This is a genomic window from Arthrobacter sp. StoSoilB20, from assembly GCF_019977295.1.
Taxonomy (GTDB): Bacteria; Actinomycetota; Actinomycetes; order Actinomycetales; family Micrococcaceae; genus Arthrobacter; species Arthrobacter nicotinovorans_A.
Genome location: NZ_AP024651.1, coordinates 893,020 through 918,715 on the forward strand (window position 1 = coordinate 893,020; position 25,696 = coordinate 918,715).

Below are 25,696 nucleotides of genomic sequence, written 5' to 3' on the forward strand. Positions count from 1 at the left end.
GTGACCGTTGCAGAAAAGCTCCCGGCAGCTTCCTCCCCGGCAGGTCCCACCCGTCAACGGGCCAAAGCCGGCACCGCACGCCCGGCCATGTATATCGTGAAAAAGTTGTTGGCCCTGGTGCTGACACTGTTTGTTGCCTCCCTGGCCGTGTTCTTCTCACGCTTCCTCGTTCCGGGAGATCCGGCCCGCTTCCTGCTGAGGGGACGCAGCCCCAAGCCCGAAGCACTCGAAGAAATCACCCGCCAGTTCGGCTTGGATAAACCGGCCTGGGAACAGTACTTTAATTGGCTCGGCGGCATACTCCACGGCGACTGGGGCCGCTCCCTGACCTACCGCCAGAATGTTTCCGACGTCCTGCTGGGCCGGCTGCCCACCACGCTGCAACTCGTGGCGTTGGCCGCTGTGTTCATCACCATCCTCGGGTTGTTCGCGGGCATCGTGGCCAGCCTGAACAAGGGCTTCGGTGACCGCTTCATCCTCATCACCCTCACCGCGGCCGGGGCAGTGCCTCCGTTCGTGGCAGCCATCGCCTTGGTTGCGCTCTTCTCCGTAGGCCTGGGCTGGTTCCCCTCCTTCGGAAGTGGCGACGGCGGAGCGGACCGGATCTGGCACCTGACCCTCCCGGCGCTCGCCTTGGGCATCACCTACATCGCCATGGTGGCCAGGGTGACGCGCTCCTCCATGAACGAACAACTGCTCCGTGAGCATGTGGAAGTGGCAACCAGCCGTGGGCTGACCCGCGGATCCGTGGTGGCACGCCATGTGTTGCGCAACGCCCTGGGACCCATCCTGACAGTGAGCGGCGTGCTCGTGGCCGGGCTCCTGGTCTCCAGCGCCATCATCGAGCGGACCTTCGGCCTCTCCGGCATCGGACAACTCCTGGTGCAGTCCATCGACCGCCTGGACTTCGCAGTCGTCCAGGCAATCGTCATGGTGGTGGTTGCCGCATTTGTCGTAGTGAACACCGTGGTGGACCTCATCCAACCCCTCATTGATCCGCGGATCGCGGCCGGAACGGAGTCCCGATGACGTTGGCCATCCAGCTGCCACAGGCAGGCCTGCGCCGCTATGGCAGCCTCCTCTCACCCATGGCGTGGGGCGCGCTGGCTGTTGCCGCCGCCGTCGTACTTCTATCCCTGTTCGCCCCGGCCCTGGCGCCGTACGACCCTGACTATGTGGACCTCAACAACGTCCTTGCCGGTCCCAGCGGACAGCATCTGCTGGGGACCGACGCGCTGGGGCGTGACCTTTTGAGCCGGATCATGCATGGCGGACGGACCTCGCTGCTTGGACCCACCATCGTGGTGATCGGATCAACGGTCCTGGGGCTGCTCCTGGGCTTGGTGGCCGGTTGGTCCGAAGGCTGGCTGGGCAAGGTCCTGGGCCGCCTGTTCGACCTCCTCTTCGCATTCCCGGCGCTGCTCATGGCCATGCTTGCCATCGCATTGTTCGGCAAGGGACTCTTTGCACCCATCCTGGCCATGACCATCGCCTATGTTCCCTACGTTGCCAGGCTCGCGCAGTCCCTGGTGGTCGCCGAGCGTAGCCGGCCGTATGTCCAGGCCTACCGGGTACTCGGATTCCGGACGCCCTGGGTGGTGCTGGGACGCGTTCTGCCCAACCTGGTTCCCACTGTCGGCGCACAATCAACACTGAACTTCGGCTACGTGCTGGCCGACCTCGCAGCGCTGTCCTTCATCGGACTCGGGGTCCAGCCGCCCACCAGCGACTGGGGCGCCATGATCGAGGAATCCCGCGGCGCACTGTTGGGCGGATATCTCCTGCCCGCATTCTGGCCCGCACTGGTAGTGGTCCTGGTGGTAGTGGCCGTCAACGTCATCGGCGAGGAACTCTCAGACCGCATCGGAGGAAAACTTTCATGAGCCAGCTGCTGCAGATTCAGAACTTTACGCTCGGCTTTCCGGGCAGGCCGCCGCTGCTGGACAGCGTTTCCCTGCACGTGGACGACGGCGAAGCGGTCGCCCTGGTGGGGGAGTCCGGCTCAGGTAAGTCCCTGACAACGCGTGCCGCGCTCGGGTTGCTGCCCGGCGGCTCGGAGTCCTCGGGCAGCGTCTCCGTCCAGGGCCTGGACACCCTGACAGCCACCAGGCAACGGCTCATGGAGCTGCGCCGCAGGCATGCTTCGATGATCTTTCAGGACCCCCGGGCGGGCATCAACCCGGTCCGGACCGTGGGGGACTTCCTGACCGAAACCCTGGTGCGCTTCGACGGGCTGACCCGGGCAGAGGCCACCGAACGTGCCGTCAAACAATTGGAACAGGTGGGGCTTCGGCGGGCCAAGGAGCTCATGGGCCAGTACCCGCATCAGCTCTCCGGCGGCATGCTCCAACGGGTCATGATCGCCGCTGCCCTGCTGAACTCCCCGGATCTGTTGCTCTGCGACGAGCCCACCACTGCCTTGGATGTCACCACCCAGGCCGGGATCGTGCGGCTCCTGCGCGAGGAACAACAGTCCAGGGGGATGGGGATGCTCTTCATTACCCACGACCTCAACCTTGCGGCCAGCCTGTGTGAGCGGGTCTACGTGCTCCGGCGCGGGGAAGTGGTGGAGCACGGCGCAACCCGGACTGTTTTCCTCACGCCCCAGCAGGACTACACGCGGCAGTTGGTGGAGGCGACTCCTGTCATTGAGGTGGGTGGTGGCTCTGCCGTGGCTGCGGCTCGCGGGCTTGAGCCGGTAGGGCCTCCGTTGCTGGAGGTTACCGGGTTATCCAAGACGTACCACCTGCCCCGCGGCGAAGTCATCACCGCCTTGGATGGCGCGGAATTCAGCCTGCCGGAGGGCGGATCCTTGGGCATCGTGGGCGAGTCCGGCTCCGGGAAGTCCACGCTCGCCAGGCTGGTGCTGGCGCTGGAAACCGCGACAGCAGGCGAAGTCGCCCTTCGCGGAGTCACCAGGCCACACCGGCCCTTGAAGGCAACCGAGCGGAAAGTGCTGGCCAAGGAAGTACAGATTGTCTTCCAGGACCCGTACTTGTCCTTGGATCCCCGGATCGCTGTTGGCAACGCCGTGGCCGATGTTTTCCGGCTGCACCAAAAGCAAGGACGCAAGGAGGCCAGGGACAGTGCACGCGATCTTCTGGCACGGGTGGGGATCGGGCCCGAACGGTTCGACGCCAAGCCCCGGGCCCTCTCGGGCGGACAGCGTCAACGCGTCGCCTTGGCCAAGGCCCTTGCTGCCCGCCCCCGCCTGTTGGTGCTGGACGAGGCCACCAGCGCTTTGGACGTCTCCGTCCAGGCCCAGGTGTTGGAACTCGTGGAGGAACTGCGGGACCAACTCGGACTGACCATCCTGTTCGTCACCCATGACCTGGCCGTGGTGTCGCGGCTCTGCGCCGACCTCATCGTGATGCACCAGGGACGGATCGTGGAGCAGGGGCCCACCGCGAGAATCCTTGAGGACCCCGGAGATGAGTACACACGGAACCTCATCGCCTCCCGTCCCCGGCCCTTGTGGGACGCCGAGTCGGTCATTGCCTGACCGGCTGGGAATACAACCATTGAAACAGGAGAACCTCCCGTGAAGACCACCGTTTTCGAACGGAACGTCCCGCAGGCCGCCGTCGTATCCCATGCGCTGGAAGGTGCCGCCCACCGGCCCTTCTGGATCGATGACCTGAAGGACTCAGCAACGCACTACCCCCGGCTCGACGGCAATGCTGCCGCCGACCTCGTCATTATCGGCGGCGGCTACACCGGCCTGTGGACGGCACTTCGTGCCAAGGAACGGGACCCCGGCAGGACTGTGATCCTGCTGGAAGCAGAGCACGTGGCCTGGGCGGCGTCGGGCCGCAACGGCGGCTTCTGCGAGGCCAGCCTCACGCACGGCCATGAGAACGGCAAGAACCGCTGGCCCGATGAGCTGGAGATTTTGGACCGGCTGGGCATGGAGAACCTGGACCGCATGGAGGAAGCCGTTCAGAAGTACGGCATGGAATGTGATTGGGAGCGGACCGGGGAGCTCAACGTCGCCGTCGAACCGCACCAGGTGGCTTGGCTCCAGGAGGACGACAGCCCCGGCAGCGTCTACCTGGACCAGGAGGCCGTCCGGGGCGAGGTCAATTCCCCCACGTATTTGGCGGGCCGCTGGCACAAGGACTCCGTGGCCATGGTCCATCCGTACAAACTCGGCCTTGAACTGGCGCGGGTGGCAACGGAGCTGGGAGTAGTGATCCACGAGGGCACCCGCGTCCGTGAACTCAAGGACCACGAAGACGGTGTCACGGTGGTGACGGAACGGGGAAACGTCGAAGCCGGGCATGTGGTCCTTGGCACCAACGTTTTTCCCTCCCTGCTCAAGCGGAACCAACTCATGACCGTGCCGGTGTACGACTACGCGCTCATGACCGAACCTCTGTCCGCGGAGCAGTTGGAGTCCATTGGCTGGACCAAGCGCCAAGGAATTGGGGACATGGCCAACCAGTTCCATTACTACCGCATCACCAAGGACCACAGGATCCTCTTTGGCGGGTACGACGCCCTCTACTTCCGGGGCCGCCGCGTGGACCAGCGGCACGAGTACCAACCGGCGACGTGGGAGCGGATCGCCTCACACTTCTTCACCACGTTCCCGCAATTGGAGGGTGTGAAATTTACGCACAAGTGGGCCGGTCCCATCGATTCCAGCACGCAGTTCTGCGCCTTCTTCGGCACCGCGCGGAAGGGACGGGTGGCTTATGCGGCGGGCTTCACGGGACTCGGGGTGGGCGCCACAGCGTTCGCCGCTGACGTTCTGCTGGACCTGCTGGCCGGGCTGGATACTGAGCGTACCCGTGTGGAGATGGTCCGGAAACGGCCGCTCCCGTTCCCTCCCGAGCCGCTGGCTTCATTGGGCATCAACCTCACCCGATGGTCCATGGACAGGGCCGACCACAACCAGGGAAAGCGGAACCTCATCCTCAAAGCGCTCGACGCCGTGGGGCTGGGTTTCGACTCCTGACCTCGCCGCCGCGGGGTTGCGTTGTGGGGCCTGCTTTGCGGGGTTTGGTGGCGGGGAGGGGTGTAGAGCGGGCCTCGCAACGCAGGGGTGGTTTGGCTGTGTGGCCTGCTTTGCGGGGTTTGGTGGCGGGGATGGGTGTAAAGCGGGCCTCGCAACGCGGGGTGGTTGTGTTGTGGGGCCCGCTTTGCGCGGTTTGGTCCCGGGGAGGCGTGTAGAGCGGGCCTCGCAACGTGGGGTTGGTTGCGTTGTGTGGCCTGGTCTGCACGGTTTGGTTCCGGGGAGGCGTGTAGAGCGGGCCTCGCAACGTGGGGGTGGTTGCGTTGTGGGGCCCGCTTTGCGGGGTTTGGTGGCGGGAAAGCGCGCAGAGCGGGCCTCGCAACGTGGGGGTGGTTAGCGCTTGGGAGCCGGCTTGCGTTGAGAGGGAGCGCTCGACGCCGGTCGCTTGCCTGGTGCTGTTGGCGTACGGGGCGCTGGGCGCTTCACGGCAGGGCTCTTCGTTGCAGTCGAAGCCTTAGCTGGAGTGGTAGTACGCGGAAGGGGTCCGGCCGGGCGCTTGGTGGGGGTACCCGCGCGAGGGGCGGGTTTGCGCGCCGAAGCCGTACGCTTTGCCGGCGCCGGTGTTCGCTTGGCCGGCGCGGGGGCACGGGATCCAAAGGACGGCACCACCGCTCCGATGAACAGCACCGCCAGCGTCCCCAGTCCGGCTGCGGCGGCAAGGTAGAAGTAGATGTCCGAATCCTTGGTGCCCACGGCACTGCCCAAAGCGTTGGCATCCTGGTTGAAGGCAATTCCCCACATCCGCAGGAAAGCGATGCTGCAACCAATGAACAGGCTGGTCCCCGCTGCGGCCAGCAGGACCACCAAGTACCGACGGCGGCTGAAGACCTGGACGAGCGATGCCAGATAGCAGACCAGCATGGAGCCCAAAAACAGGTACAACACCAGTTCTTCAAGGACTGCGGCTGCCAGGACCAGTAGCCCGAGGGATACAAAGGCGGCCACTACCGCAAGCTTTCCGCTGTTCCCCATGTGACGCATGAGGTTAATCATCGCCGACCCAGTGGCCGCGCCACGCCGTCGTACATTGCAGTTGGATACCGTTGTGAGGCCCGCTCTGCGCCCTAAACACCAGTGAGAGTGCGCAGAACGGGCCCCACAACGGGGCGGCCAAGGCTATTTGATGACGTAGCCGTGCATGATGGTCATCACGGCCGCCACGCTCTGCTCGCGGGTCCGTTCCGGGTTGTATGTCTGGCGATCCAGTCCCACCACAAAGATGGCCCCGAAAATTGCCGCCTCCAGTGAACCGCGGGCAATGGACTCGTTCACCTTGTATCCGGATGCCACGCTCTCCACCGCGGAACCGATCACGGCAAGCAGCTCGGCACGGAGTTCGGCAAAGACAGCACTCCATTCCCCGGGAGTGCGCCAGTTCTCGCTCACCCAGAGTCGTGCGAAGGAAGGGTAGTCGTCCATGAATTCCATGGCCTGGGCCACCATGTTGTTCATGGACTCCAGGGGATCGTTGGCCTTGCCGCGAACGTCCTGGAGCCGGACCAGCATGATGTCCACACCATGGCGCAGCAACTGGGCGATCAGATCCGATTTGCTGCCGAAGTTGTAATAGACAGTCCCTTTGGACACACCGGCAGCGGCTGCGATCTCGTCCACCGTCACCCCGGCTGCTCCGCGCTCGCCGATCAGTTCCATGGAAGCCTCGAACAGGCGCTGCTTGGTGGCGTTGGTGCGGCCGGGCCGGAGCTTCTTCTCTCCGGCAGCAGCGCCGGCAGCGCCTGCGGCGGCGCCCGGCTCGGCAGGGACCGGCTCGGTGGTGCCCGGCTCGGTGGTGCTCATACTGCGATCTCCGGCTTCAGCGTCTTGAGGGTCCACACCTTGTGCTTGCGGACGGCGAGCGTGGACAACGCCATTCCCAGCAAAGTGTATCCAAGCAGGCCAAGGACAGTAGGCCAGATCATGCTGAGCTCACCACCGTAGATGAGGTGGCGCATGCCGGTGACCACGTAGCCCATGGGCAGGACTTCGTGCACCACGTGCAGCGGCATAGGCGTGGTCTGCCACGGGAACGTACCGCCCGAGGACACCAGCTGCAGGACCAGCAGAATCAGCACCACGAACTTGCCGGGTGTTCCCATGAGCGCCACGATGCCTTGGATGATCGCGCTGAAGGCCATCACGGCGGCCAGCATGAACAGCCACATTCCGATGGGGTGGGCCGGGTTCAATCCCAGTCCCAGGTTCACCACGAGGGTGAGGATGGTGGCCTGCAGTACCGAGACCACGAAGAACGGCAGCCAGCCTCCGACGGCGATTTTCCACGCGGGGGCGTTCGACGCCAAGGCCCGCTGGGTGATGGGCCGCATGGCCTGGACCAGCATGAACACGCCGATCCACAAGGCCAGGGTCAGGAAGAACGGTGCCAGGCCTGCGCCGTAGGAGCCCGCTTTGGCCTGCGAGACGTTGTCCACAGCTACCGGATCAGCGATCACCTTGGACACGCTGCTCTTCTGGTCATCGTTCGGATTGGGGATATCCCCGGCACCCTTGGCAAGTTCCGTGGCCAGGGTGTGCGAACCATCGGCTGCCGTCACTGCACCCGTGGCGAGCTGGCCTGCGCCGTCGTCCAGTTGGCGGGCGCCGTCGTCGAGCTTGGCTGCGCCGTCCAAAGCGGACTGCTGTCCGGCCGCGAGCGTTGCTGCGCCGGTACTGAGCTGGCCGGCACCTGCAGCGGCCTTCGAGATGGCATCGGTGAGTGTTGGCGTGGCAGCGGCGAGCTTGGAGGCACCGGCACTTACAGCGGCTGAACCGTCCGAGAGTTGCTGGATCTTGGCGGCGTCGCCGGAGATCTTTGCCTTGGCGTCCGTCACGGGGCTCGAGGCCGCGGCGGCGTCGAAGTCAGCAAGGACCTTGGCCGCCTGCTCCTGCGTCAGAACGCCGGCGGCGACCAGCCGGGCGTTGGACTCTACAACTCTGGTGCGCAGGCCCTTGTCCGCCGCTTCCAACTGGCCGACGACGTCCTGGACTTTCGCGTTCAGCTCCGCGTTTCCGGCAGCTACCTGGGCGGCACCGTCGGCAAGCTTTTTGGAGTCGGCAGGCAGGGTTGCCGTTTTGTTTTTCAGTTCGGTGAGGCCTGAGCTGAGTTGGCCTGCACCGTTGTTGAGCTGAACGGCACCATCGCGCAATTGGGTCTGTCCGGCCACGAGTTGATCGGCGCCGGTCACCAGTTGGGTGGTTCCGCCATGGAGGGTAGCTGCGCCGTCACTGAGTTTTCCCACGCCCGTGGCCAGCTCGGAGGCTCCGTCGGCTGCCTTCACGATGGACGCGTGGATGGTGCCGAATCCGGTGAGGAGCTGATTGGCTGTTTCCTCGCCCACTTCCTTGGCCACGGTGGAATGCACTGCGGTGGTGAGCTTGTCCACGATGGTGCTCAGGAGGTAGTTGTTGGCATCGTTGGTGGTGACGTGGAGCATGGCCTGGTTGGCAGCGTCGAAGCTGCCGGGGGAGGCCAGATTGGCGGAGAAGTCCTTGGGGATCCGCAGGGCGAAAGCGTACTCACCTGTCCGGACACCGGCATCTGCGTCCTCGGCGCTGGAGACTTGCTTCCAGCTGAAGACGTGGCCCTCAACCAGGCTGTCTGCAACTTTCCTGCCGGCCTGAAGCTCCGTGCCGTCAGAGGACGTGGCTCCCGTATCTTCGACCACCAGGGCAGCGTCGATCTGGTTCAGGTTGCCGTATGGATCCCAGTTCGCGTAGAGGTACACGGCTCCGTAGAGCAGCGGAACCATGGTCAGGGCGAGGATGGTCAGCTTGGGCAGGAGCCCGCCGGTCATGCGCTTGAGTTCGGAGCGGGCGAGCCGCAGAACAGTCACTTTGCAGTCCTTTGAAGGGTTTCGTTTTCAGGGTCGGCGGCTGATTGGTGCGCCGTGGGTGTTGTAGATGTTGCGGGCGTTTCCGGCTTGTCGAGTGCCGTTGCGGCAGCGTGCTTTGCTTTGGGCTCGACGGCGGTGGCCGGCTCGGCTGGTTCGACGGCGGTGGCTGGCTCGGGCTCGGCTGGTCCGACGGCGGTGGCTGGCTCGGCTGGTTCGACGGCGGTGCTCTCCGCCTCCGGTTCGGGCGGATGCGTCACTGAGTTGCCGATGACCGCGGCGGCTCCGGTCCAGTTGTCCGGTAGGGCACCGACGACGGCGACGACGGCAAGCGGCCGCCCGGCGTCGGACGCCAAAGCCTGAAGCCGGGGCAGCCAGGCAGCGGGGTCTGCGCTGTGGCGGTCGGGAGAGTCCACCACGAGGAGGTCGGTGGCGGGATCTGCCAGGGCCAATGCCGTCAGGAGTTCCAGGCGGCGGGCGGCGGGAATTTGTTCAATCCAGAGCCCGGCGATGTCTTCAAAGCTGTTGACCTTCAGCCAGGGCTTGCTGAGCAAGGCGCCGCGGTAACGGCGGGGAATGAGGGACAGATCCTCGGTAACGAGGTCTCGGACGCTGAGGTGCTGCTCGGGCTCGTTGACGCCCGGGGAATCCACCAAAGCGCTGGCCAGGCGGATCTTCTTGGTCTTGGTGGTGGTGTCCCAGCTGAGGATGCCGTTGCTTGGCTTCATGCGGCCGCTCAAAGCCAACGCCAAAGCGGTCCGCTGGTCTTGGCCCTCTCCGGCGACGAGCAGGAGTTCGCCCCGGCGGACTTGAAGTGACGTTGCCGGAAGGAGATCGCCCCGGCGGCCGTTGATCTGGAGTTGCTGTACGGACAGCACAATGAAGCCTTTCGCAGAAATAGTGTCTGCAGAAAGTCTAACTAAACTGACCAGTCAGTTCAAATAGAGATTTAGAGTCCGTACTTTTCCAGAAGCCGCAGCCACACTTCGCTGATGGTGGGATACGACGGAACCGCATGCCACAGGCGGTCCAGCGGCACTTCGCCCACAATGGCTATGGTGGCCGAGTGGAGCAGTTCGGCGACACCCGGGCCCACAAAAGTGGCTCCAAGGATCACCTTCCGATCCTCATCCACCACGATCTGCGCCCAGCCCTTGTAGTCCGGTGAATACAGTTGGGAGCCGGAGACGTTGATGGGAAGTTCCACTCCGGTGACATTCCTGCCTTGCAGGAGCGCCTGCTCCAGGCTTGGGCCCACTGCGGCAACTTCGGGATCGGTGAACACGACGCTTGGGACAGCATGGTCATTGGCGGTGTGGGCCCACGGGCTCCACGGTTCGGGTGATCCTTTGAGCTTGCCATTGGCCCGGGCGACGATTGCATCGCCGGTGGCCCGGGCCTCGTATTTGCCTTGGTGGGTCAGGAGTACCTTGCCGGCCGCGTCTCCGGCGGCATACAGCCAGAGCCCACTGGTGCCATCGCTTGCAGGACCTTCCACGAGCCCGCTTGGATCGGTGGTGAGGCGGAGCGGTTTGCCGTCCCGGGCTTCGACGCCCACGTTGTCCAGGCCCAGATTGGACAGGGCCGGGTGCCGCCCGGAAGCGACCAGAAGTTTGTCGGCTGTGACCTTTTTGCCGTCGAACGTCACAGTCACTGAGCCGTCGTCGTTCTTCTCTGTTTTCTCCACATCAGTGTGGACGTGGACGGTCACCCCATCGGCGCGGAGCCCGGCCATGACCAGGTCGGCGGCCTCTTCCGGGTAGCTGCTCAGCAGGCGGCCGCGGGCAATCAGTGTGACGTCCGAGCCGAGGCGGGCGAAAGCCTGGGCCATCTCCACGCCGGCCACGCCACCGCCGAGGACTGTGAATCGCCGGGGAACTTCCTTGGCTGCCGTGGCGCCGCGGGTGGTCCAGAAGGGAACATCCTTCAAGCCCTCAATGTCCGGGATGGTGGGGGTCGACCCCGTCGCGATGACCACCGCATGGTGGGCCTTGAGCGCGTAGTTGGTGCCATCGATCCCGTCCACCTGAACCTCACGTGGGCCTGTAATACGGCCGCGTCCACGGATCAACTCGATGCCGGCGCTATCAAGCCATTCGACCTGGCTGCCGTCCTGCCAGTTATTGGTGAACCAGTCCCGGTTTTTCAGCACGGCCTGGGGGTCCACCACTCCGGTCACAGCCTCGGAGGCGCCGGGCACCACCTGGGCTGCATGGAGGACATTCCCTGGCCGGAGCAGTGCCTTGGAGGGTATGCAGGCCCAATAGGAGCACTCGCCGCCTACCAGTTCGCTCTCAACAATCACCGCCGTCAAGCCGCCCCGGACCACCCGGTCCGCCACGTTTTCTCCTACGGCGCCCGCGCCGATCACAATTACGTCGAATTCCCGGGAGCTCTCGGCAGTCATGGGGAAAGCCTACAGCCGCTCCCTTGGGGTTGTGAGGCCTGGTGTGCAGGGTTTGCGTGGGTTGGAGGGTGCGGAGTGGGCCTGGCAAGTGTGGGTGGTGTGTTGTGAGGCCTGGTGTGCAGGGTTTGCGTGGGTGGGAGGGCGCAGAGTGGGCCTCGCAAGTGTGGGTGGTGTGTTGAGAGGCCTGGTGTGCAGGGTTTGCGTGCGTTGGAGGGTGCAGAGCGGGCCTGGCAAGACGCACCCTTGTCTTGGGAGGCCGGTGTGCAGGGTTCGCGTGGGTTGGAGGGTGCAGAGCGGGCCTCGCAAGTGTGGGTGGTGTGTTGGGAGGCCCGGTGTGCAGGGTTTGCGTGAGTTGGAGGGTGCGGAGTGGGCCTCGCAACTCGGCTCTGTCCATATATTGGGATACATATCTCAAAATATGGATTTCCTGCCTAGGCTGCTGTGCATGGAAGAAGAACTGAAGCCTTTCGTCGACTGGAGCTGGTGTGCGGCCAACCCCGGGACGTTTGTTCTCGCAGATTCCCGGTGGTACCTCGATGGATCTTCAGGGAAGGACGCCTACGAGAGCGGCCATCTTCCCGGGGCCGTTTTCATCGACTTGGATCAGTGGTTGTCCGGCCCTGCGTCTCCTGGGGCCGGGAGAAACCCGTTGCCTGATCCCGAGGTCTTTGCCCAAGGCATGCGGGATGTGGGCATCAGCGATGCTGACACGGTGGTTGTCTATGACGACGCCGGGGGAGTCATTGCCGCCAGGCTCGTCTGGATGCTCCGGTCAACGGGGCACAAAGCCGCCATCCTTAACGGGGGCATGGCCGCTTATCCGGGCGGCCTCAGCACGGAATCCTCGTCCCGACCGAAGGGAAACTTCTCATCCCGCGCGTGGCCGGTGCACCTTCTGGCGGACATCTCCGAGGCTTCTTCCACCGCGTACCTGAGATTGGATGCGAGAAACACCGACCGCTTTGAAGGGCGTCAGGATCCTGTGGACCCTCGTCCAGGGCACATACCCGGCGCCGTGAATGTCCCTTGCCGTGGAAACCTTGACCCCTCGGGACAGCTGCTTCCCGAGCTTCAGATTCGCGCCAACTTTGAACGCGCCGGCGTCGAGTCCGCGCAGAACATCATCTCCTACTGCGGTTCCGGAGTGACGGCCTGCCACAACCTGCTGGTGATGGAACAGCTTGGAATGGGTCAGGGCAGGCTGTTCGTCGGCGGATGGTCCCAGTACTCGCGCGCGCAGGAGAGGCCCGTGGCGACCATGATCCAGCCTTACGCCCCGTTGTGAGGCCTGCTTTGCGGGCTTCGCCTGCCTTTTAGGGCGCAGAGCGGGCCCCGCAACGCGAGGGGCAACGCGAGGGGCTAAGCCTGCATCGCACCCTTGAACCAGCCCGTGATGCTCGCCGGGTGGGTGATCGCTGTACCAACCACCACCGCGAACGCTCCGGCGTCCAGGGCTTGCCGTGCGTGGGTAGGGGTGTGGATCCGGCCCTCAGCGATGAGCGGCTTGCCCAACCCAGCAGAAGCAATCTGCTCCAACAGCTCCACATCCGGGCCGTCCGTCTTGGGGCGCTCGCCGGTGTAGCCGGACAACGTGGTGCCGATCAAGTCAGCCCCGGCCTCGACGGCTGCCACGGCATCGTCAAACGAGCCACAATCTGCCATGACCAGCGCGTGTGATTCTGCGTGGATACCCGCCACGGTATCGGATAGGGACAGCCCATCCGGCCGGGGACGCCGGGTTCCATCAATCGCAACAACATGGGCCCCGGCGTTCGCAACGGCAAAGGCATGCCGAAGCGTCGGGGTGATGAAAACGCCGTCGTGACCGTCTTTCCAAAGGCCAATAACAGGGACCTCGACGGCGGTGCGCGTGAACTGTACGTCGGCCAACCCTTGGACGCGGATCGCCGCCGCGCCGCCGATGACCGCTGATGCCGCCACTTGCGCCGTGGTCCGGGGATCGCGCATGGGCTCTCCGGGGTACGCCTGGCAAGAGACGATCAGCTGGGAACGGAGGGCTTCGAGGCCTTCGGGCGTGAGGATCATGATGTTTCCCTTATTTCAAGGACGAGTTTCGCGGCGCCAACAATGGCGGCGGTGTTGCCGAGGGTTGCCCGGATGACGGGCACTGCAGCCAGGGGTGCCAGTAGTTCCAAACGCAGGGCAGACTCCATGGGCTTCCACCAGGGGTCGCCGGCATCGGCCAAGCCACCGGAGACCACCACGGTCTCGGGATCGAGGATATTAATGAGCCCGCCCACGGCTTGGCCTGCCGCTGCTGCGCCAACCTCGACGGCACGCAAAGCAGCAGCCCGGCTGTCCGCGGACGCTGCGGCAGCACCGTCGTCGTGCGTGTCTGAGGCCGAAGCCGCCAGCGCAAACACGCCCCGCGTGTCGGCTGCGTCCAGGGACGAACCGCCAAAGCGAAGGTAGGCCTGATACAAGGCAGGGCCGGAAGCAATGGCCTCAACGTGCCCGGAAGCACCGCAGACGCACGGCAAGGGAGCACCGTCAGCGCAGGCATAAGGGGAAGCGAAATGTCCAACATGCCCGCCCACAAACCGGTGCCCCAAAACGGGAGCGCCGTCCACCACAAAGCTGCCGCCTACGCCCGTACCGAACGCCACCATGAGCGAGCTGGAGGAACCAGCGGCCGCGCCCAGCCAGGCTTCACCCAGGGCGTGCGCATGGACATCGTTGACGGCCCGCACCGCGGCGGCCGGCAGGGCAAGCCGGGAACACAGCCCGGAGACAAGTGCAGTGCCGGCCCAGCCATGAATCGCGTCGGTCGCTGACACAACAACCCCGGAAGAAGCGTCAATAACCCCCGCGGAGCCGACGCCGACGCCGGAAACCGAAATTCCGGCGTCGGCAGCGCGCTCCGCCAAGCCCGTGATCAGCGCAGCGGTGGCGTCGAGGATGGCTTCGCCACCGGCCCGGTTCAACGTCGGAATGGTCTCCGAGATGAGCACGTCGCCGGAAGGGGAGACAACCCCGGCGGCCGTCTTGGTGCCACCGAGGTCAACGCCGATCACGTGGGCGGCTTGGGTCAGGGGAGCGGTCATTGAAACCTAGACCAGCCCGTTCCGCTCCAGGATTTCGCGAATCGCGGCGGTCTCAGCATCATTCAAAGACAGCATCGGCGAGCTCATGGTGTTGGACTCGATGACGCCCATCACCTGCAAAGCGGTCTTGAACGCGCCCAAGCCTGCAGCACCTCCGGAGACACGGCCGTTGGGGGTGTAAACGATCTCGAAGACGTCCGCCAAACGGTCCTGTTCCCGTGCAGCAAGGGCCCAGTCACCGGCCTGGGCGGCGTCGAACAGCCGACGGTAACCGGCCGGATCAACGTTGCCAAGGCCTGGAACAACGCCCTGCGCGCCGCCCAGGAGGGCGCCGTCCACTACTACTTCGTGGCCTGTAAAGATGTCGAAGTTGGGGATGTCTTTTGCCGCGAGCAGGAGCTGGCGGAAGGAGACGTCGTCGCCGGAGGAGTCCTTGACGCCGGCAATGACTCCATCGCGGCCGAGGCGGACCAAGAGCTCGGTGGGCAGCTTGAAGTGCGTGCGGACCGGGACGTCGTAAGCGAAGATCGGCTTGTCGATGGCGGCGTGGATGCCGCGGAAGTGGGTCTCGGTTTCCGCGGCATTGCCGATCGCGTAGTACATGGACGTGACAACGATCGCGTCGGCGCCGAGGTCCACTACCTTCCGCGCTTCTTCGATCACACGGTGGGTGGTTTGCTCGTTGGCCCCCACGATCAGGGGGACGGCTCCTGCGTTGGCATCGGCGATGGTGGAGACCACCAGCTCACGCTCGTCGTTGGTCAGGTAGGGCACTTCGCCGGAGGAGCCGAGGACGAAAAGTCCGGACACACCGCCGTCGATCAGGTGTTTGGTGACGTTCTTCAGCGACGCGGTGTCGATGCTGCCGTCGGCGTGGCGGGGGGTGATGACCGGGGGGATGACGCCCTGGAACTGAGTGGACACAGAATTCTCCGTTGTTTGTAGCTTGTGAAGGGAAAAACTAGATGTGGAGCAGGCTCGGCGCGGCGCCCAGCAGCTTCTTGGTGTAGTCGTTGCTCGGGTTGTCGAAGACCTGGCTGGCTGTGCCTTGCTCCACGATCTTGCCGAAGTACATGACGCAGATGCGGTCCGAGACGTAGCGGACGGTCTGGATGTCATGGGAAATGAAAACCATGCCCAGGTTCAGCTGCTTCTTCAGGTCGGACAGCAGGTTCAGGACCTGCGCGCGGACCGAGACGTCCAGGGCCGACGTCGGCTCGTCCGCCACGATGATGTCCGGGTCCAACGCGAGTGCGCGGGCGATCGCCACGCGCTGGCGCTGGCCGCCGGAGACCTGCGACGGCGTCACCTCGGCTGCCGATTCCGGCAAGCCAACCAGCGCCAACAGTTCCTTGACCTTGGCAGCGCGGGAGGCGGCGTTGCCGATGCCGTGGATCTGCAGGGGATCGGTGAGGATGTCCTGGATGGTCATACGCGGGTTCAATGCTGTTGCCGGGTCCTGGAAAACCACGGAGACGGACCTGCCAAACTGCTTGCGCATGGCCGCGTTCCGCTTGATGGCTGGCTTTCCGTGGAACAAGACCTCGCCCGACGTCGGCGGCTGGAGTCCCACAAGCACTGAAGCGAGCGTGGACTTGCCGCAGCCGGACTCACCCACGATGCCCACGGTTTCGCCACGGCTGATGGTGAAGTCCACGCCGTCCACGGCTTTGACGATGTTCGGCCGGAACAGCCCACCGGTCCGTGCGCGGTGGTAGACCTTGACGTCCTTGAGTTCGATGACCGGCTTAGGGTCTTGCTGGATTGAGAGGCTCATTTCGCGTCCTCCTTCAAGTGGCTTGCCCAGTAGTGGTCGGCATCGCCGCCGTTGACGGTGTCAACCGAAGAAACCTTGGTGAGGACCAGTGGCTGGTGGGGATCGGCGTCGGGCCTCAGCGAGCGGGCCGCGAAGCGGTCGCCCGTGGCGAAGTCCCGTGGCGAGGGAACCGTGCCGGGGATCTGATGGAGCCGGACGGCGTCGGCCTCGATGGAGAGCACAGCGCCGAGCAAGCCGCGGGTGTACTCATGCTTGGGGTTCTGCAGGAGCTCCGATGCCTGTGCGGATTCCACCACCTGGCCGGCGTACATCACGGTGATCCGGTGGGCGAGGGAAGCCACCAGGGCGAGGTCGTGGCTGACGAATACCATGGCGAATCCGAGCTGCTCCCGGAGTTCGTTGAGGAGGTCCACCACCTGCTTCTGGACTGTGACGTCCAACGCAGTGGTGGGCTCATCGGCCACCACGATCCTGGGCGAGCGGGAGAGGGCCATGGCGATCAACACACGTTGGCGCTGCCCACCGGAGAGCTCGTGCGGGTAGCTGGCGAGGGTCCGGACGGGATCCAGTTTCACCATCTCCAGCAGCTCTGCCGGAGTCTTGCGGCCGCCACGCTTGGTGAGTTGCTCCATCTGGTCCTTGATCTTCATGGACGGGTTCAGGGAGCTCAACGCGTCCTGGTAGACCATGGCAATCTGCTCGCCGCGGAGGCCCTCATAGGCCTTGGGACTGCTGTGCTTGGTGCTGGAGTCCAGGAGTTCCTTGCCATCGAAGGTGATGGATCCGGTGACCTGGGCTGTCTTGGGCAGCAGGCCCATGACAGCCAACGAGGTGATCGACTTGCCACAACCTGACTCGCCCACCAGGCCCATGGTTTCGCCTTCGCGGACTGTAAAGGAGACGTTGTCCACGATCGCAATGTCGCCGAACCGGCCCGGGAAGCGAATGGACAGGTTCTTCACCTCAAGGACGTTGCGGGCGTCAGGGGAAACCTGCGGGAGCCTGTCGGTGCGTTTGGCTTCGATGGCGGCCAACAGTTCCAGTTCACGGTCCAGGAGGAGGTGCGGGTTGGCGGCGGCCACCTTCACGTCGGTGAGGACGGCTGAGGTGCCTGCATCCGAGGTGACGGTGTCGCCGGAAGCTGCACGGACGCCGTCGAGCTCGTGTTCCTCCACGACGGAGGGCTGGGCCACGGAGGTTGCCACTTCGGCGTCGACAGCAACGGCGGCTGACGCGCCGTCGTCGTCCTTTACGGCCGGGGCGCGGCGCAGCTTCGGGTTGACCATGGCGTCGGTGAGGCCCTCGGCCAGGATGTTAAGGGACAGCACGGTCAACAGGATGGTCAGGCCCGCGAAGGTGGTTGCCCACCAGCCACCGGACAGGACCAGGTTGCGGCCGTAGGAAATCACGTTGCCCCATGACGGCGCGGGGTCCTGCACTCCGGCACCCAGAAAGGAGAGTGAGGCTTCGAGGATGATGGCGTCGGCGACCATCACGGTAGCGAACACCAGCACCGGAGCGGCGGTGTTGCGGACGATGTGCTTGACCAGGATGTAGAAACGGCCTGCACCGATCACGCGCTCGGCGCGGACGTAGTCTTCGCCGTACTGTGCCAGCACGTTGGCGCGGACCACGCGGGCCAGCTGGGGTGTGTAGATGATGGCAATTGCGATGATGATGGTGGGCACCGAGTTACCGAACGCCGCCAGCAGCACGGCGGCCAGCGCGATGCCGGGGAATGCCATGAGGATGTCCATGAGCCGCATGATGATCTCGTTCACGGACTTGCTGGACGTTGCGGCGAAGGAGCCAAGGAGCGCGCCGGCCAGGATGGCCAAAGCCACGGCGCCGAGGCCGATCATCAACGACGACTGTGCGCCGAAAAGGAGGCGGGAGAAGATATCCCGGCCCAAACGGTCGGTGCCGAAGAAGTGTTCAGCGCCCGGCGGTGTGGCCGGGATGAAGGTCTCCAAGGGATCGTGCGGGGCAATGACCGGGGCGAAAATGGCCGCCAGGACAATCACGATGAGGAAGAGCAGGGCGATACGGGAACCCCAGGGCAGGGCTTTGAAGCGAATGCCCGGGGCACTCAGCCGTTCTGCGAGCTTGCTGCGCATGAGCTATACCGTCCTGATTCGGGGGTTGATGAGCAGGTAGAGAAGGTCCACCACGATGTTCACCAGAACGAAGGTGACCGAGATGGTGAGCACCACGCCCTGGACCAGGTTGACGTCCAGGTTGGTGATGCCGTTGAGGATCAGCTGGCCCATGCCAGGGAGGGCGAAAATCATTTCAATCACGACGGCGCCGCCCAGCAGGTAGCCCACGCGCAGTCCCAGTACGGTCACCGGGGTGACGAGTGCGTTGCGGAGGACGTTCTTGGAGACAACCTCGCGGTAGGGGACACCGTTGCCGATGGCGGTGCGGACGTAGTCGCGGTCCAGTTCTTCCACCATGGAGGTACGGACCACACGGATCAGCGACGCCGAGACGGGGATGCCGAGCGCAAGCGCCGGGAGGGCCATGGAGTTGAGCCAACCGCCGAAGCCGGATTCCGGCGTCGCAATTCCGCCTGAGGGGAACATCGGGTTCTCACCGAGCGCGAACCACTGGATGAGCAGGATGCCCAGCCAGAACGATGGCGTGGCGATCGCGGCGATGGAGAAGACACGGACCAACTGGTCCTGCCACTTGTCGCGGTAGAGGGCGCCGAGGATGCCGAACGCGAGCGAGAGCACGATCGCGATCAGGACACCCAGGAACGTGAGCTGCAGCGTCAGGGGGAACGCCGAGCCGATCATGGAGGCCACCGACTTTGCCGGCGGGGTGGTAACGCCGAGGTCGAACTGCAGGAGCTTTCCGAGGAAGCGGAAGTACTGCAGGACCAGGGGATCGTTCAAGCCATTGTCCTGGCGGTACTGTTGCTTCGCTTCTTCGCTGGCGCCGTCACCGAGGGCGGAGCTTGCCTGATCGCCGGGAGCGGCCTGCAGGACGAGGAAGACGAGCAACGTAATGCCCAGGATCATCAATGGCAGTGCTGCGAGTCTGCGGCCAAGCAAACGCAATATCGTGACCAATTTGTTCTCCGGTTGGTTGGGGTGCTGCTGGTTGCGGGGCCCGCTCTGCGGGTTATTCGGGGGATTTACGCCGCAGAGCGGGCCCCGCAACTCGAAGGGTGCTTAGGCGGTTCGTCCGACGTCGACGAAGGACAGGCCGGTGGTGGGCAGCGGCTTGAAGCCGTTGAGCTTCTTCTCGTCCCAGGCGCTGGGCAGCTGGCGGTGGAAGATCGGGTACAGGGGGACTTCGTCCGAGACCATGTCCACGATTTCGCCCACGATCTTCTTCGCCTCTTCGCCCGAAGCCTGGGAGCCCTTGTTCATGAGTTCCTGCAGCTTGGCGCGTTCGGGGGTTGTCCAGAAGGCACGCTTGTCCATCCATGTTGCACCTGAGTAGAACCAGCTCAGGAGGAGGTCTGCATCATTGCCAAACACGGACGGATCGCCGGGGGCTGCGACCACCGAGTAATCGCCCTTGCCAACACGGTCGCTGTACAAGGCTCCGGACTGAAGGCTCTTGACGGTGACCTTGACGCCCGGGATCTTGTTCCAGGATTCGAGGATCAGGGGTGCAACGTCCTTGACCCAGGCGGTGTCCGTGGTGAGGAGCTCGAACTCGAGGCTGGTAACGCCGGCCTGCTTCAGCAGTTCCTCAGCCTTGGAGGTATCGAAGCCGTAAACGTTCTTGGCCTTGACGTAGTCCGGGTGGCCTTCCTGGAAGTAGGAAGTAGCGGCTTTTGCGTTGCCGAACAGTGCTTTCTTGATGATTGCTTCCTTGTCCAGGCCGTAGTGCAGGGCCTGGCGGACAAGCTTGTTGTCGAACGGTGCCTTTGCACAGTTGAACATGAGGAACAACAGGCCGAAGGACTGGACCGATTCCACCTTGACCTTGGACTTCAGCCCGTCGACATCCAGATAGGGAACGTCTTCGATTGCCTGGACCCGGCCGGACTGTACAGCGGTGACACGGGCTGCTGCATCTGAAAGCAGCAGCCAGGTCATGCCCTTGGCCAGTGCGGGCTTCGGGCCGTTGTAGTCGGCGAAAGCTTCGAAGACGATCTTGTCGTCCTTGACGGCGGAGACCAGTTTGTAGGGACCGGAGCCGATGGGTGAAGCGTCAAAGGCCTTCAGGTCCGTAGCGAGTGCCTTGGGCACAATCTTCACCACGGAGATGCGGGGACCGAAACCGGGGAAGGCGTACTTAAGGGTGAACTCCACGGTCTTTGCATCCAGTGGCTTGACGTCCTGGATGAAGGGGATGAACTGGGAGAACAAGGACTTGTTGGCCGGATCCATCACGCGGGTGAAGGAGAACGCGACATCCTCGGTGGTGACGGGGGAGCCGTCATGGAACTTGGCCCCATCGCGAATGGTCACCTGGTAAGTGGTGTCGTTGACCTTCTTGGGATCCGTGGCAGCCAAGGCGTTGTAGGGCTGGCGTGTGGCCGGGTGGAGTTCAATCAGGCCTTCGAAGATGTGCAGGTTTGCTGCCATCGGGGTGGCACCCGAGGAACTCAGGGGATCGAAACCGGTGGACAAGGCGTAGGAGATGCCAGCCTCAATGGTGAGGTCCTTGTTGACTGCGGCAGTGTTGGCAGCGGTTCCGGTTGTGGTGCTGGCAGCGCCGCCGCACGCAGAGAGTGTTGCCGTGAAGGCGGCTGCTGCACCAACTGCGCCGCTTATCTTCAGGAAGTTCCGGCGGCTGGCGTCGTTGACCAGCGGCAGGCTTTGGATCGTCTTGCTCATAGGGTGCCTCACCAATCGCGTTTCGTGGGTTATCGGATGTAGGACGTCCGATGCTCGTATGGAAACTGTAAGGGCGGTCACAAGGGAACGTCAAGTGAGAAGGAGCGTTTGAGATGCCGTTGCGCGCTGACGGTGTGCCGGCTGCGGCCGGTCCTGGCGGGAAATCCCAGCGATTTCACCGTACATAGCTATGCCGGAGGTGGGACATCCGATATTGTATGTTGCGAGTCACTCATTCTTGGGTGGGCACTAGGCTCGCCTCAATATTAACACCGCACATGCATAAGGACCGGTCTCCGCCGGGTTATCGAAGCAGGTGCATCGGCAAGGAGAAAGCCATGACAACTTCCGGTGTGGTTCCGCAGGCGCGGTTCAGTGCACAGGCCCGGCTGCGCGCCCTGCAGTCGGACATTATGGAATTGATCCTTGAGCGCGAGCTCGAGGCAGGCGATCCATTGCCAACCGAAAGCGAGCTTTCCGGCGCGCTGGGAGTGGGGCGCAATACCCTGCGAGAGTCGCTCAAAGTACTCCAGGCCTTGGGCGTCATCGAAATCCGGCACGGCTTTGGCATGTTCGTTGCACCGAGCAACTTCGACGCCCTTGCCGATGGCCTGACATTCCGCGGCCGGCTGTCGTTGCGGCACCAGGGCTTGGAGGCCCTGCAGTTGGTGGATGTCCGCCAGGCGTTGGAGTCCGGCCTGATTGGATCCTCCATTGACGTCATGACCAAGGAGCAGCTCGCTTCCATCGAAGAAGCCGTCAAGCAGATGGAAGAGCTCGCCGCTGCCGGCGAAAACTTTGTTGCTGCGGACGCCGAGTTCCATCGCCGGCTCTTCGAACCCCTTAACAACGAACTCCTGATCAACCTCATGGGCGTCTTCTGGAAGGTCTACCGGAAGATCCACGTGGAAATCGGCCCGGGCAACGAGGACTTGGTGAAGACTGCCGCGATGCACCGGGGAATCTATGCCGCCGTAGCCTCGGGGGACAAGGTCCTGGCCTCCGAGCTGCTCAACCGCCACTTCGATGGGATCCGCCGCCGGATCAGCGAGGCCGTCGCCGACTAAGCGTTCGGCACTTAACGCAAGGGCCGCCGTCGTACTTCTTGAAAAGTACGACGGCGGCCCTTTCCGTTCTGAGCGCGGGTCACCTGCCGCCGCGCCCACCCAACCAAGTAACAGCACATGTCGTTATGAGCGCTCAATAGAGCATCTGCTGTTACGTAATTGGGCTCGCCGGGCATGAAAAAAGACCCGCACCGGCGAACCGGTGCGGGTCTTCATTTGTGCGCCCAAAGGGATTCGAACCCCTGACCTTCTGTTCCGTAGACAGACGCTCTATCCAGCTGAGCTATGGGCGCATTTCGTGTGATTCTCGGCGGTCTGTTTCTCTGACCCCCTCGAACCTCAATAAACTTTACAGAAGTTCATGAGAAGTTCCAAATCGAAAAGCTGTAATCTGCGCAACTAGACCGGTCTACGTGACCTTAGTCACTTAAATTCACTCCTCTGGGATGCCAACCCCTTATTTCTAGCGGTTTTTGCTTTTGAAGGCTTTGGATGTCCGATGTCTGACAGCGGATTGGTCTGGTCCGCGGCCCCTATCGTTTAGGACACACCACTGAACCCGAGGAAGGGAACCGCAATGGGCGATCTGGCGCGACTGCCGCTGCTTGAGAAGGCACCTACTACGCATGCACGCCTGCTGGCCTGGGTTGAGGAAGTTGCCGAGCTGACTCAGCCGGACCGCATCCACTGGGTCGATGGCAGCGAAGCAGAAAACAAGAAACTCACGGACGAGCTGGTTGAGGCCGGCACGCTGAAGAGGCTCAACCCGGAAACGTTCCCGAACTCCTTCGCGGCGTTCTCGGACCCGGCCGACGTCGCCCGTGTGGAAGAGCAGACCTTCATCTGCTCCGAGAACGAGCGCGACGCAGGCTTCACCAACAACTGGATGGCCCCGGCCGAGATGAAGCAGAAGCTGCGCGGCCTGTTCGCCGGCTCCATGCGTGGCCGCACCATGTACGTCATTCCGTTCGTCATGGGCCACCTTGATGCAGAAGATCCCAAGTTTGGCGTCGAGATCACCGACTCCGCCTACGTTGTTGCCTCCATGCGCATCATGGCCCGCATCGGAACCGACGTCCTGGACCGCATCACCCAGACCGACGCTTTCTTTGTCCCCGCCCTCCACTCGCTGGGCGCACCCCTGGAAGCCGGACAGGCCGACGTCGCATGGCCCTGCAACACGGACAAATGGATTGTGCACTTCCCCGAAGAGCGCTCCATCTGGTCCTTCGGCTCCGGCTACGGCGGAAACGCCCTCCTGGGCAAGAAGTGCTACGCACTGCGCATCGCTTCGGTCATGGCCCGCGATGAAGGCTGGCTGGCCGAGCACATGCTCATCCTCAAGCTGACCTCCCCGGAGCAGAAGACGTACTACGTTTCTGCAGCCTTCCCCTCCGCCTGCGGCAAGACCAACCTCGCGTTGCTCGACCCCACCATCAAGGGCTGGAAAGTTGAGACCCTTGGCGATGACATCACCTGGATGCGCTTCGGCAAGGAAGGCGAACTCCGCGCCGTCAACCCCGAGGCAGGCCTGTTCGGCGTTGCGCCGGGCACCGGCTGGGGCACCAACCCCAACGCCATGCGCGCTATTGCCAAGGGCAACAGCATCTTCACCAACGTGGCGCTGACCGACGACGGTGGCGTGTGGTGGGAAGGCATGACGGAGGAAACTCCGGCACACCTGACCGACTGGCGTGGTGAGTCCTGGACTCCGGACTCCGACTCCCCGGCGGCCCACCCGAACTCCCGTTTCTGCACGCCGATCGACCAGATCGACATGCTGGCAGAGGAATACTTCAGCCCGGAAGGCGTGGAGCTCTCCGCGATCCTGTTCGGCGGCCGACGCAAGACCACCATCCCGCTGGTCACCGAAGCCCGCGACTGGTCAAACGGCATCTTCATGGGTTCCACCCTGTCCTCCGAAACCACCGCTGCTGCCGCTGGTGCCGTAGGCGTGGTTCGCCGCGATCCCATGGCCATGCTGCCGTTCATCGGCTACGACGCAGGGGACTACCTGAACCACTGGGTAAACCTGTCCGCGAAGGCAAACCCCGAGCGCCTGCCCAAGATCTTCCTGGTCAACTGGTTCCGCCGCACGGCTGAAGGCGGCTTCGCCTGGCCTGGCTTCGGGGACAACGCCCGTGTGCTCAAGTGGGCCATCGAGCGCCTTGAAGGCAAGGCCGACGCCATTGAGACCCCGATCGGCTTTGTTCCGACCGGCGAATCAATCGACCTCGAGGGCCTGGACATGACACCGGCTGAGGTTGAATCGGCTGTGCGCGTGGACCCGGAGGAATGGGCAACCGAACTGGCGTCCATCGAGGAATGGTTCGCCAACTTTGGCGAGTCCCTCCCGGCGGCGCTTCAGTCCGAACTGGACGGTCTCAAGACCCGTCTGGGCTAGACCTCTTAGGAACAACGGCGTTCTTAAGTGAACGACGACGGCCCGTCACCTTCCGTTGGAAGGTGGCGGGCCGCCGTCGTTTCCGATCCCTGGCCAGTGTGGTTGCGAGCCAGACCTAGTTGGCGAGCCAAACGTCCGGGCCAAAGACCTCGTAGTGGATCCGCGTGGCCGGAATTCCAGCCTCAATGGCTTCGTCGCGGATCTTCTTCATGAAGGGAAGCGGTCCGCAGAGGTACAACGAGGCATCGGCAGGGACGTCAACTTCCCGCAGTGACATGAAACCCTGCGTGGCCGCGGCATGCGGAGTTTCCAGCCAAAGTTTCAGGTCTGCGTCGATTGCCGCGGCGTCTGCCGTCATTTGCCCGCTGAGTGCCCAGTTGTCCATGGCCTTCTCGGCGTGGAGGACCAGGACCTGCCGGTCCGTTCCAGCCTCGGCGAGCGAACGCAGGATGGACGCCGTCGGGGTGCAACCGATGCCTGCCGAGGCGAGAATGACCGGTCCCGCTCCCTCTTTGAGGGTGATTTCGCCGTATGGGTTCGAGATTTCCAGAATGTCGCCAGGTTCGACGCCGGTGTGCAGGGCGGTGGATACCTCACCGCCGTCGTTCAGTTTGGTAGTGAAGGTCCGGCTGGTGCCCGTGTCGCCGGACAGCGAATACTGGCGCACCTGACGGAGCCCGTCACTGAGGCGGACCTTGACGCTGATGTACTGACCGGGAACCGCAGGGGTGACCGGGGTGTCATCGGCCGGTTCCAGAGTGAAGGTCATGGCGTCGGTGCCTGCCGGTTCCTTGGCCGTAACACGCCAGGGCATCCACATTTTGCTGTTTGCCTGCGAGGCGTAGAGGTCCTTTTCCAGCTTGATCAGCGCGTCAGCCATGAGCCAATAGACCTCAGTCCAGGCCTCAGCGATCCCGGGCGTGATGACCTCTGCCAGGTCTGCGGCGATCGCGGCGAACAAGTGCTCGTAGACCACGTCATACTGCTCTTCGGTGATTCCGAGGGAGGCATGCTTGTGCGCGATCCTGGACAGGACTTTCTCCGGAAGGGTGCCTGGGTTGTTGACCAGGTGGGTGGCGAAAGCTGCGATGCTTCCGGCCAGTGCCCGTTGCTGGTCACCTGAACGCTGGTTGGAACGGCTGAAGAGGCCGTCAAGCAGCTGGGGGTGCGCCGAGAAAAGCCGCTGGTAGAAGTCCACGGTGATCGCGCCGATCCGTGAGCCCACCAAGGGAAGGGTTGCTTCGATGATGGGGCGGGACTTTTCCGAGAGCATGGTTCTCCTGGGTGTTAGGGGCAGGGCTTGCCGGCCAAAATATATAAGCATTTGAAA

General features: G+C 63.7%; 20 protein-coding genes and 1 tRNA gene. 7 read left to right on the forward strand and 14 right to left on the reverse strand.

The window, feature by feature from the left end:
* From LDN85_RS04190 to LDN85_RS04205, 4 genes are read left to right on the forward strand one after another with little or no spacing between them, the layout of a single operon-like run.
* Positions 1-1,029: an ABC transporter permease gene (locus tag LDN85_RS04190; protein WP_223944678.1), complete on the forward strand. Its 1,029-nt coding sequence runs from the start codon at positions 1-3 to the stop codon at positions 1,027-1,029.
* Entirely contained in the window at positions 1,026-1,883 is an 858-nt protein-coding gene (locus LDN85_RS04195) for an ABC transporter permease (RefSeq protein WP_026547670.1), read from the forward strand. The genes LDN85_RS04190 and LDN85_RS04195 overlap by 4 nt, the downstream gene beginning before the upstream one ends.
* Entirely contained in the window at positions 1,880-3,502 is a 1,623-nt protein-coding gene (locus LDN85_RS04200) for an ABC transporter ATP-binding protein (protein ID WP_223944679.1), read from the forward strand. Before LDN85_RS04195 ends, LDN85_RS04200 begins: the two co-directional genes overlap by 4 nt.
* 39 nt (positions 3,503-3,541) lie before the next feature.
* Positions 3,542-4,960: an FAD-binding oxidoreductase gene (locus tag LDN85_RS04205; RefSeq protein ID WP_026542218.1), complete on the forward strand. Its 1,419-nt coding sequence runs from the start codon at positions 3,542-3,544 to the stop codon at positions 4,958-4,960.
* Positions 4,961-5,350: 390 nt separating this feature from the next.
* On the opposite strand, the gene LDN85_RS04210 is transcribed toward LDN85_RS04205, so the two are convergent.
* The 5 genes from LDN85_RS04210 to LDN85_RS04230 all read right to left on the reverse strand — a co-directional run bounded on the left by LDN85_RS04210 (position 5,351) and on the right by LDN85_RS04230 (position 11,251).
* Positions 5,351-5,989 (reverse strand): hypothetical protein, encoded by a 639-nt coding sequence (locus LDN85_RS04210; RefSeq protein ID WP_223944680.1) that lies wholly within the window; start codon positions 5,987-5,989, stop codon positions 5,351-5,353.
* 144 nt (positions 5,990-6,133) lie between these two features.
* On the reverse strand, positions 6,134-6,814 hold the full coding sequence (locus LDN85_RS04215; protein ID WP_223944681.1) for a TetR/AcrR family transcriptional regulator: 681 nt from the start codon (positions 6,812-6,814) through the stop codon (positions 6,134-6,136).
* Positions 6,811-8,847: a YhgE/Pip domain-containing protein gene (locus LDN85_RS04220; RefSeq protein WP_223944682.1), complete on the reverse strand. Its 2,037-nt coding sequence runs from the start codon at positions 8,845-8,847 to the stop codon at positions 6,811-6,813. The genes LDN85_RS04215 and LDN85_RS04220 overlap by 4 nt, the downstream gene beginning before the upstream one ends.
* Positions 8,844-9,722 carry an ABC transporter ATP-binding protein gene (locus LDN85_RS04225; protein ID WP_223944683.1) on the reverse strand — a complete coding sequence of 293 codons (879 nt, stop codon included), beginning with the start codon at positions 9,720-9,722 and terminating at the stop codon, positions 8,844-8,846. The genes LDN85_RS04220 and LDN85_RS04225 overlap by 4 nt, the downstream gene beginning before the upstream one ends.
* 71 nt (positions 9,723-9,793) lie before the next feature.
* Positions 9,794-11,251, reverse strand: coding sequence for an NAD(P)/FAD-dependent oxidoreductase (locus LDN85_RS04230; RefSeq protein WP_223944684.1), 1,458 nt, complete (start codon positions 11,249-11,251; stop codon positions 9,794-9,796).
* 445 nt (positions 11,252-11,696) lie between these two features.
* Between LDN85_RS04230 and LDN85_RS04235 the strand changes: the two genes are divergently transcribed.
* Complete coding sequence (locus LDN85_RS04235; protein WP_223944685.1) at positions 11,697-12,536, forward strand: sulfurtransferase; 840 nt, start codon at positions 11,697-11,699, stop codon at positions 12,534-12,536.
* 74 nt (positions 12,537-12,610) lie between these two features.
* Here the strand turns inward: LDN85_RS04235 and LDN85_RS04240 are convergent, their stop codons facing one another.
* From LDN85_RS04240 to LDN85_RS04270, 7 genes are all read right to left on the reverse strand, one after another.
* Positions 12,611-13,297 carry an N-acetylmannosamine-6-phosphate 2-epimerase gene (locus LDN85_RS04240; RefSeq protein ID WP_223944686.1) on the reverse strand — a complete coding sequence of 229 codons (687 nt, stop codon included), beginning with the start codon at positions 13,295-13,297 and terminating at the stop codon, positions 12,611-12,613.
* Positions 13,294-14,316, reverse strand: a complete 1,023-nt coding sequence (locus LDN85_RS04245; RefSeq protein WP_223944687.1) for an ROK family protein — start codon at positions 14,314-14,316, stop codon at positions 13,294-13,296. Before LDN85_RS04245 ends, LDN85_RS04240 begins: the two co-directional genes overlap by 4 nt.
* Positions 14,317-14,322: 6 nt before the next feature.
* On the reverse strand, positions 14,323-15,240 hold the full coding sequence (locus LDN85_RS04250; RefSeq protein WP_223944688.1) for a dihydrodipicolinate synthase family protein: 918 nt from the start codon (positions 15,238-15,240) through the stop codon (positions 14,323-14,325).
* Positions 15,241-15,277: 37 nt separating this feature from the next.
* Positions 15,278-16,093 carry an ATP-binding cassette domain-containing protein gene (locus tag LDN85_RS04255; RefSeq protein ID WP_223944689.1) on the reverse strand — a complete coding sequence of 272 codons (816 nt, stop codon included), beginning with the start codon at positions 16,091-16,093 and terminating at the stop codon, positions 15,278-15,280.
* On the reverse strand, positions 16,090-18,210 hold the full coding sequence (locus LDN85_RS04260) for a dipeptide/oligopeptide/nickel ABC transporter permease/ATP-binding protein (protein ID WP_026547682.1): 2,121 nt from the start codon (positions 18,208-18,210) through the stop codon (positions 16,090-16,092). The genes LDN85_RS04255 and LDN85_RS04260 overlap by 4 nt, the downstream gene beginning before the upstream one ends.
* A 3-nt stretch (positions 18,211-18,213) precedes the next feature.
* A complete protein-coding gene (locus LDN85_RS04265) occupies positions 18,214-19,119 on the reverse strand; it encodes an ABC transporter permease (protein WP_051420905.1) in 906 nt (301 codons plus the stop codon).
* A 153-nt stretch (positions 19,120-19,272) separates the two neighbouring features.
* Positions 19,273-20,895, reverse strand: coding sequence for an ABC transporter substrate-binding protein (locus tag LDN85_RS04270; protein ID WP_026542205.1), 1,623 nt, complete (start codon positions 20,893-20,895; stop codon positions 19,273-19,275).
* 338 nt (positions 20,896-21,233) lie between these two features.
* Here LDN85_RS04270 and LDN85_RS04275 point away from each other — a divergent pair, with 338 nt between their 5' ends.
* On the forward strand, positions 21,234-21,962 hold the full coding sequence (locus LDN85_RS04275; protein WP_026547684.1) for a FadR/GntR family transcriptional regulator: 729 nt from the start codon (positions 21,234-21,236) through the stop codon (positions 21,960-21,962).
* A gap of 219 nt (positions 21,963-22,181) precedes the next feature.
* Here the strand turns inward: LDN85_RS04275 and LDN85_RS04280 are convergent.
* Positions 22,182-22,255: transfer RNA gene (locus LDN85_RS04280), tRNA-Arg, on the reverse strand.
* A gap of 284 nt (positions 22,256-22,539) precedes the next feature.
* Between LDN85_RS04280 and LDN85_RS04285 the strand changes: the two genes are divergently transcribed.
* Positions 22,540-24,366 (forward strand): phosphoenolpyruvate carboxykinase (GTP), encoded by a 1,827-nt coding sequence (locus tag LDN85_RS04285; protein ID WP_026542203.1) that lies wholly within the window; start codon positions 22,540-22,542, stop codon positions 24,364-24,366.
* A 115-nt stretch (positions 24,367-24,481) separates the two neighbouring features.
* On the opposite strand, the gene LDN85_RS04290 is transcribed toward LDN85_RS04285, so the two are convergent.
* Complete coding sequence (locus tag LDN85_RS04290; RefSeq protein WP_223944690.1) at positions 24,482-25,639, reverse strand: globin domain-containing protein; 1,158 nt, start codon at positions 25,637-25,639, stop codon at positions 24,482-24,484.
* Positions 25,640-25,696: the final 57 nt, after the last annotated feature.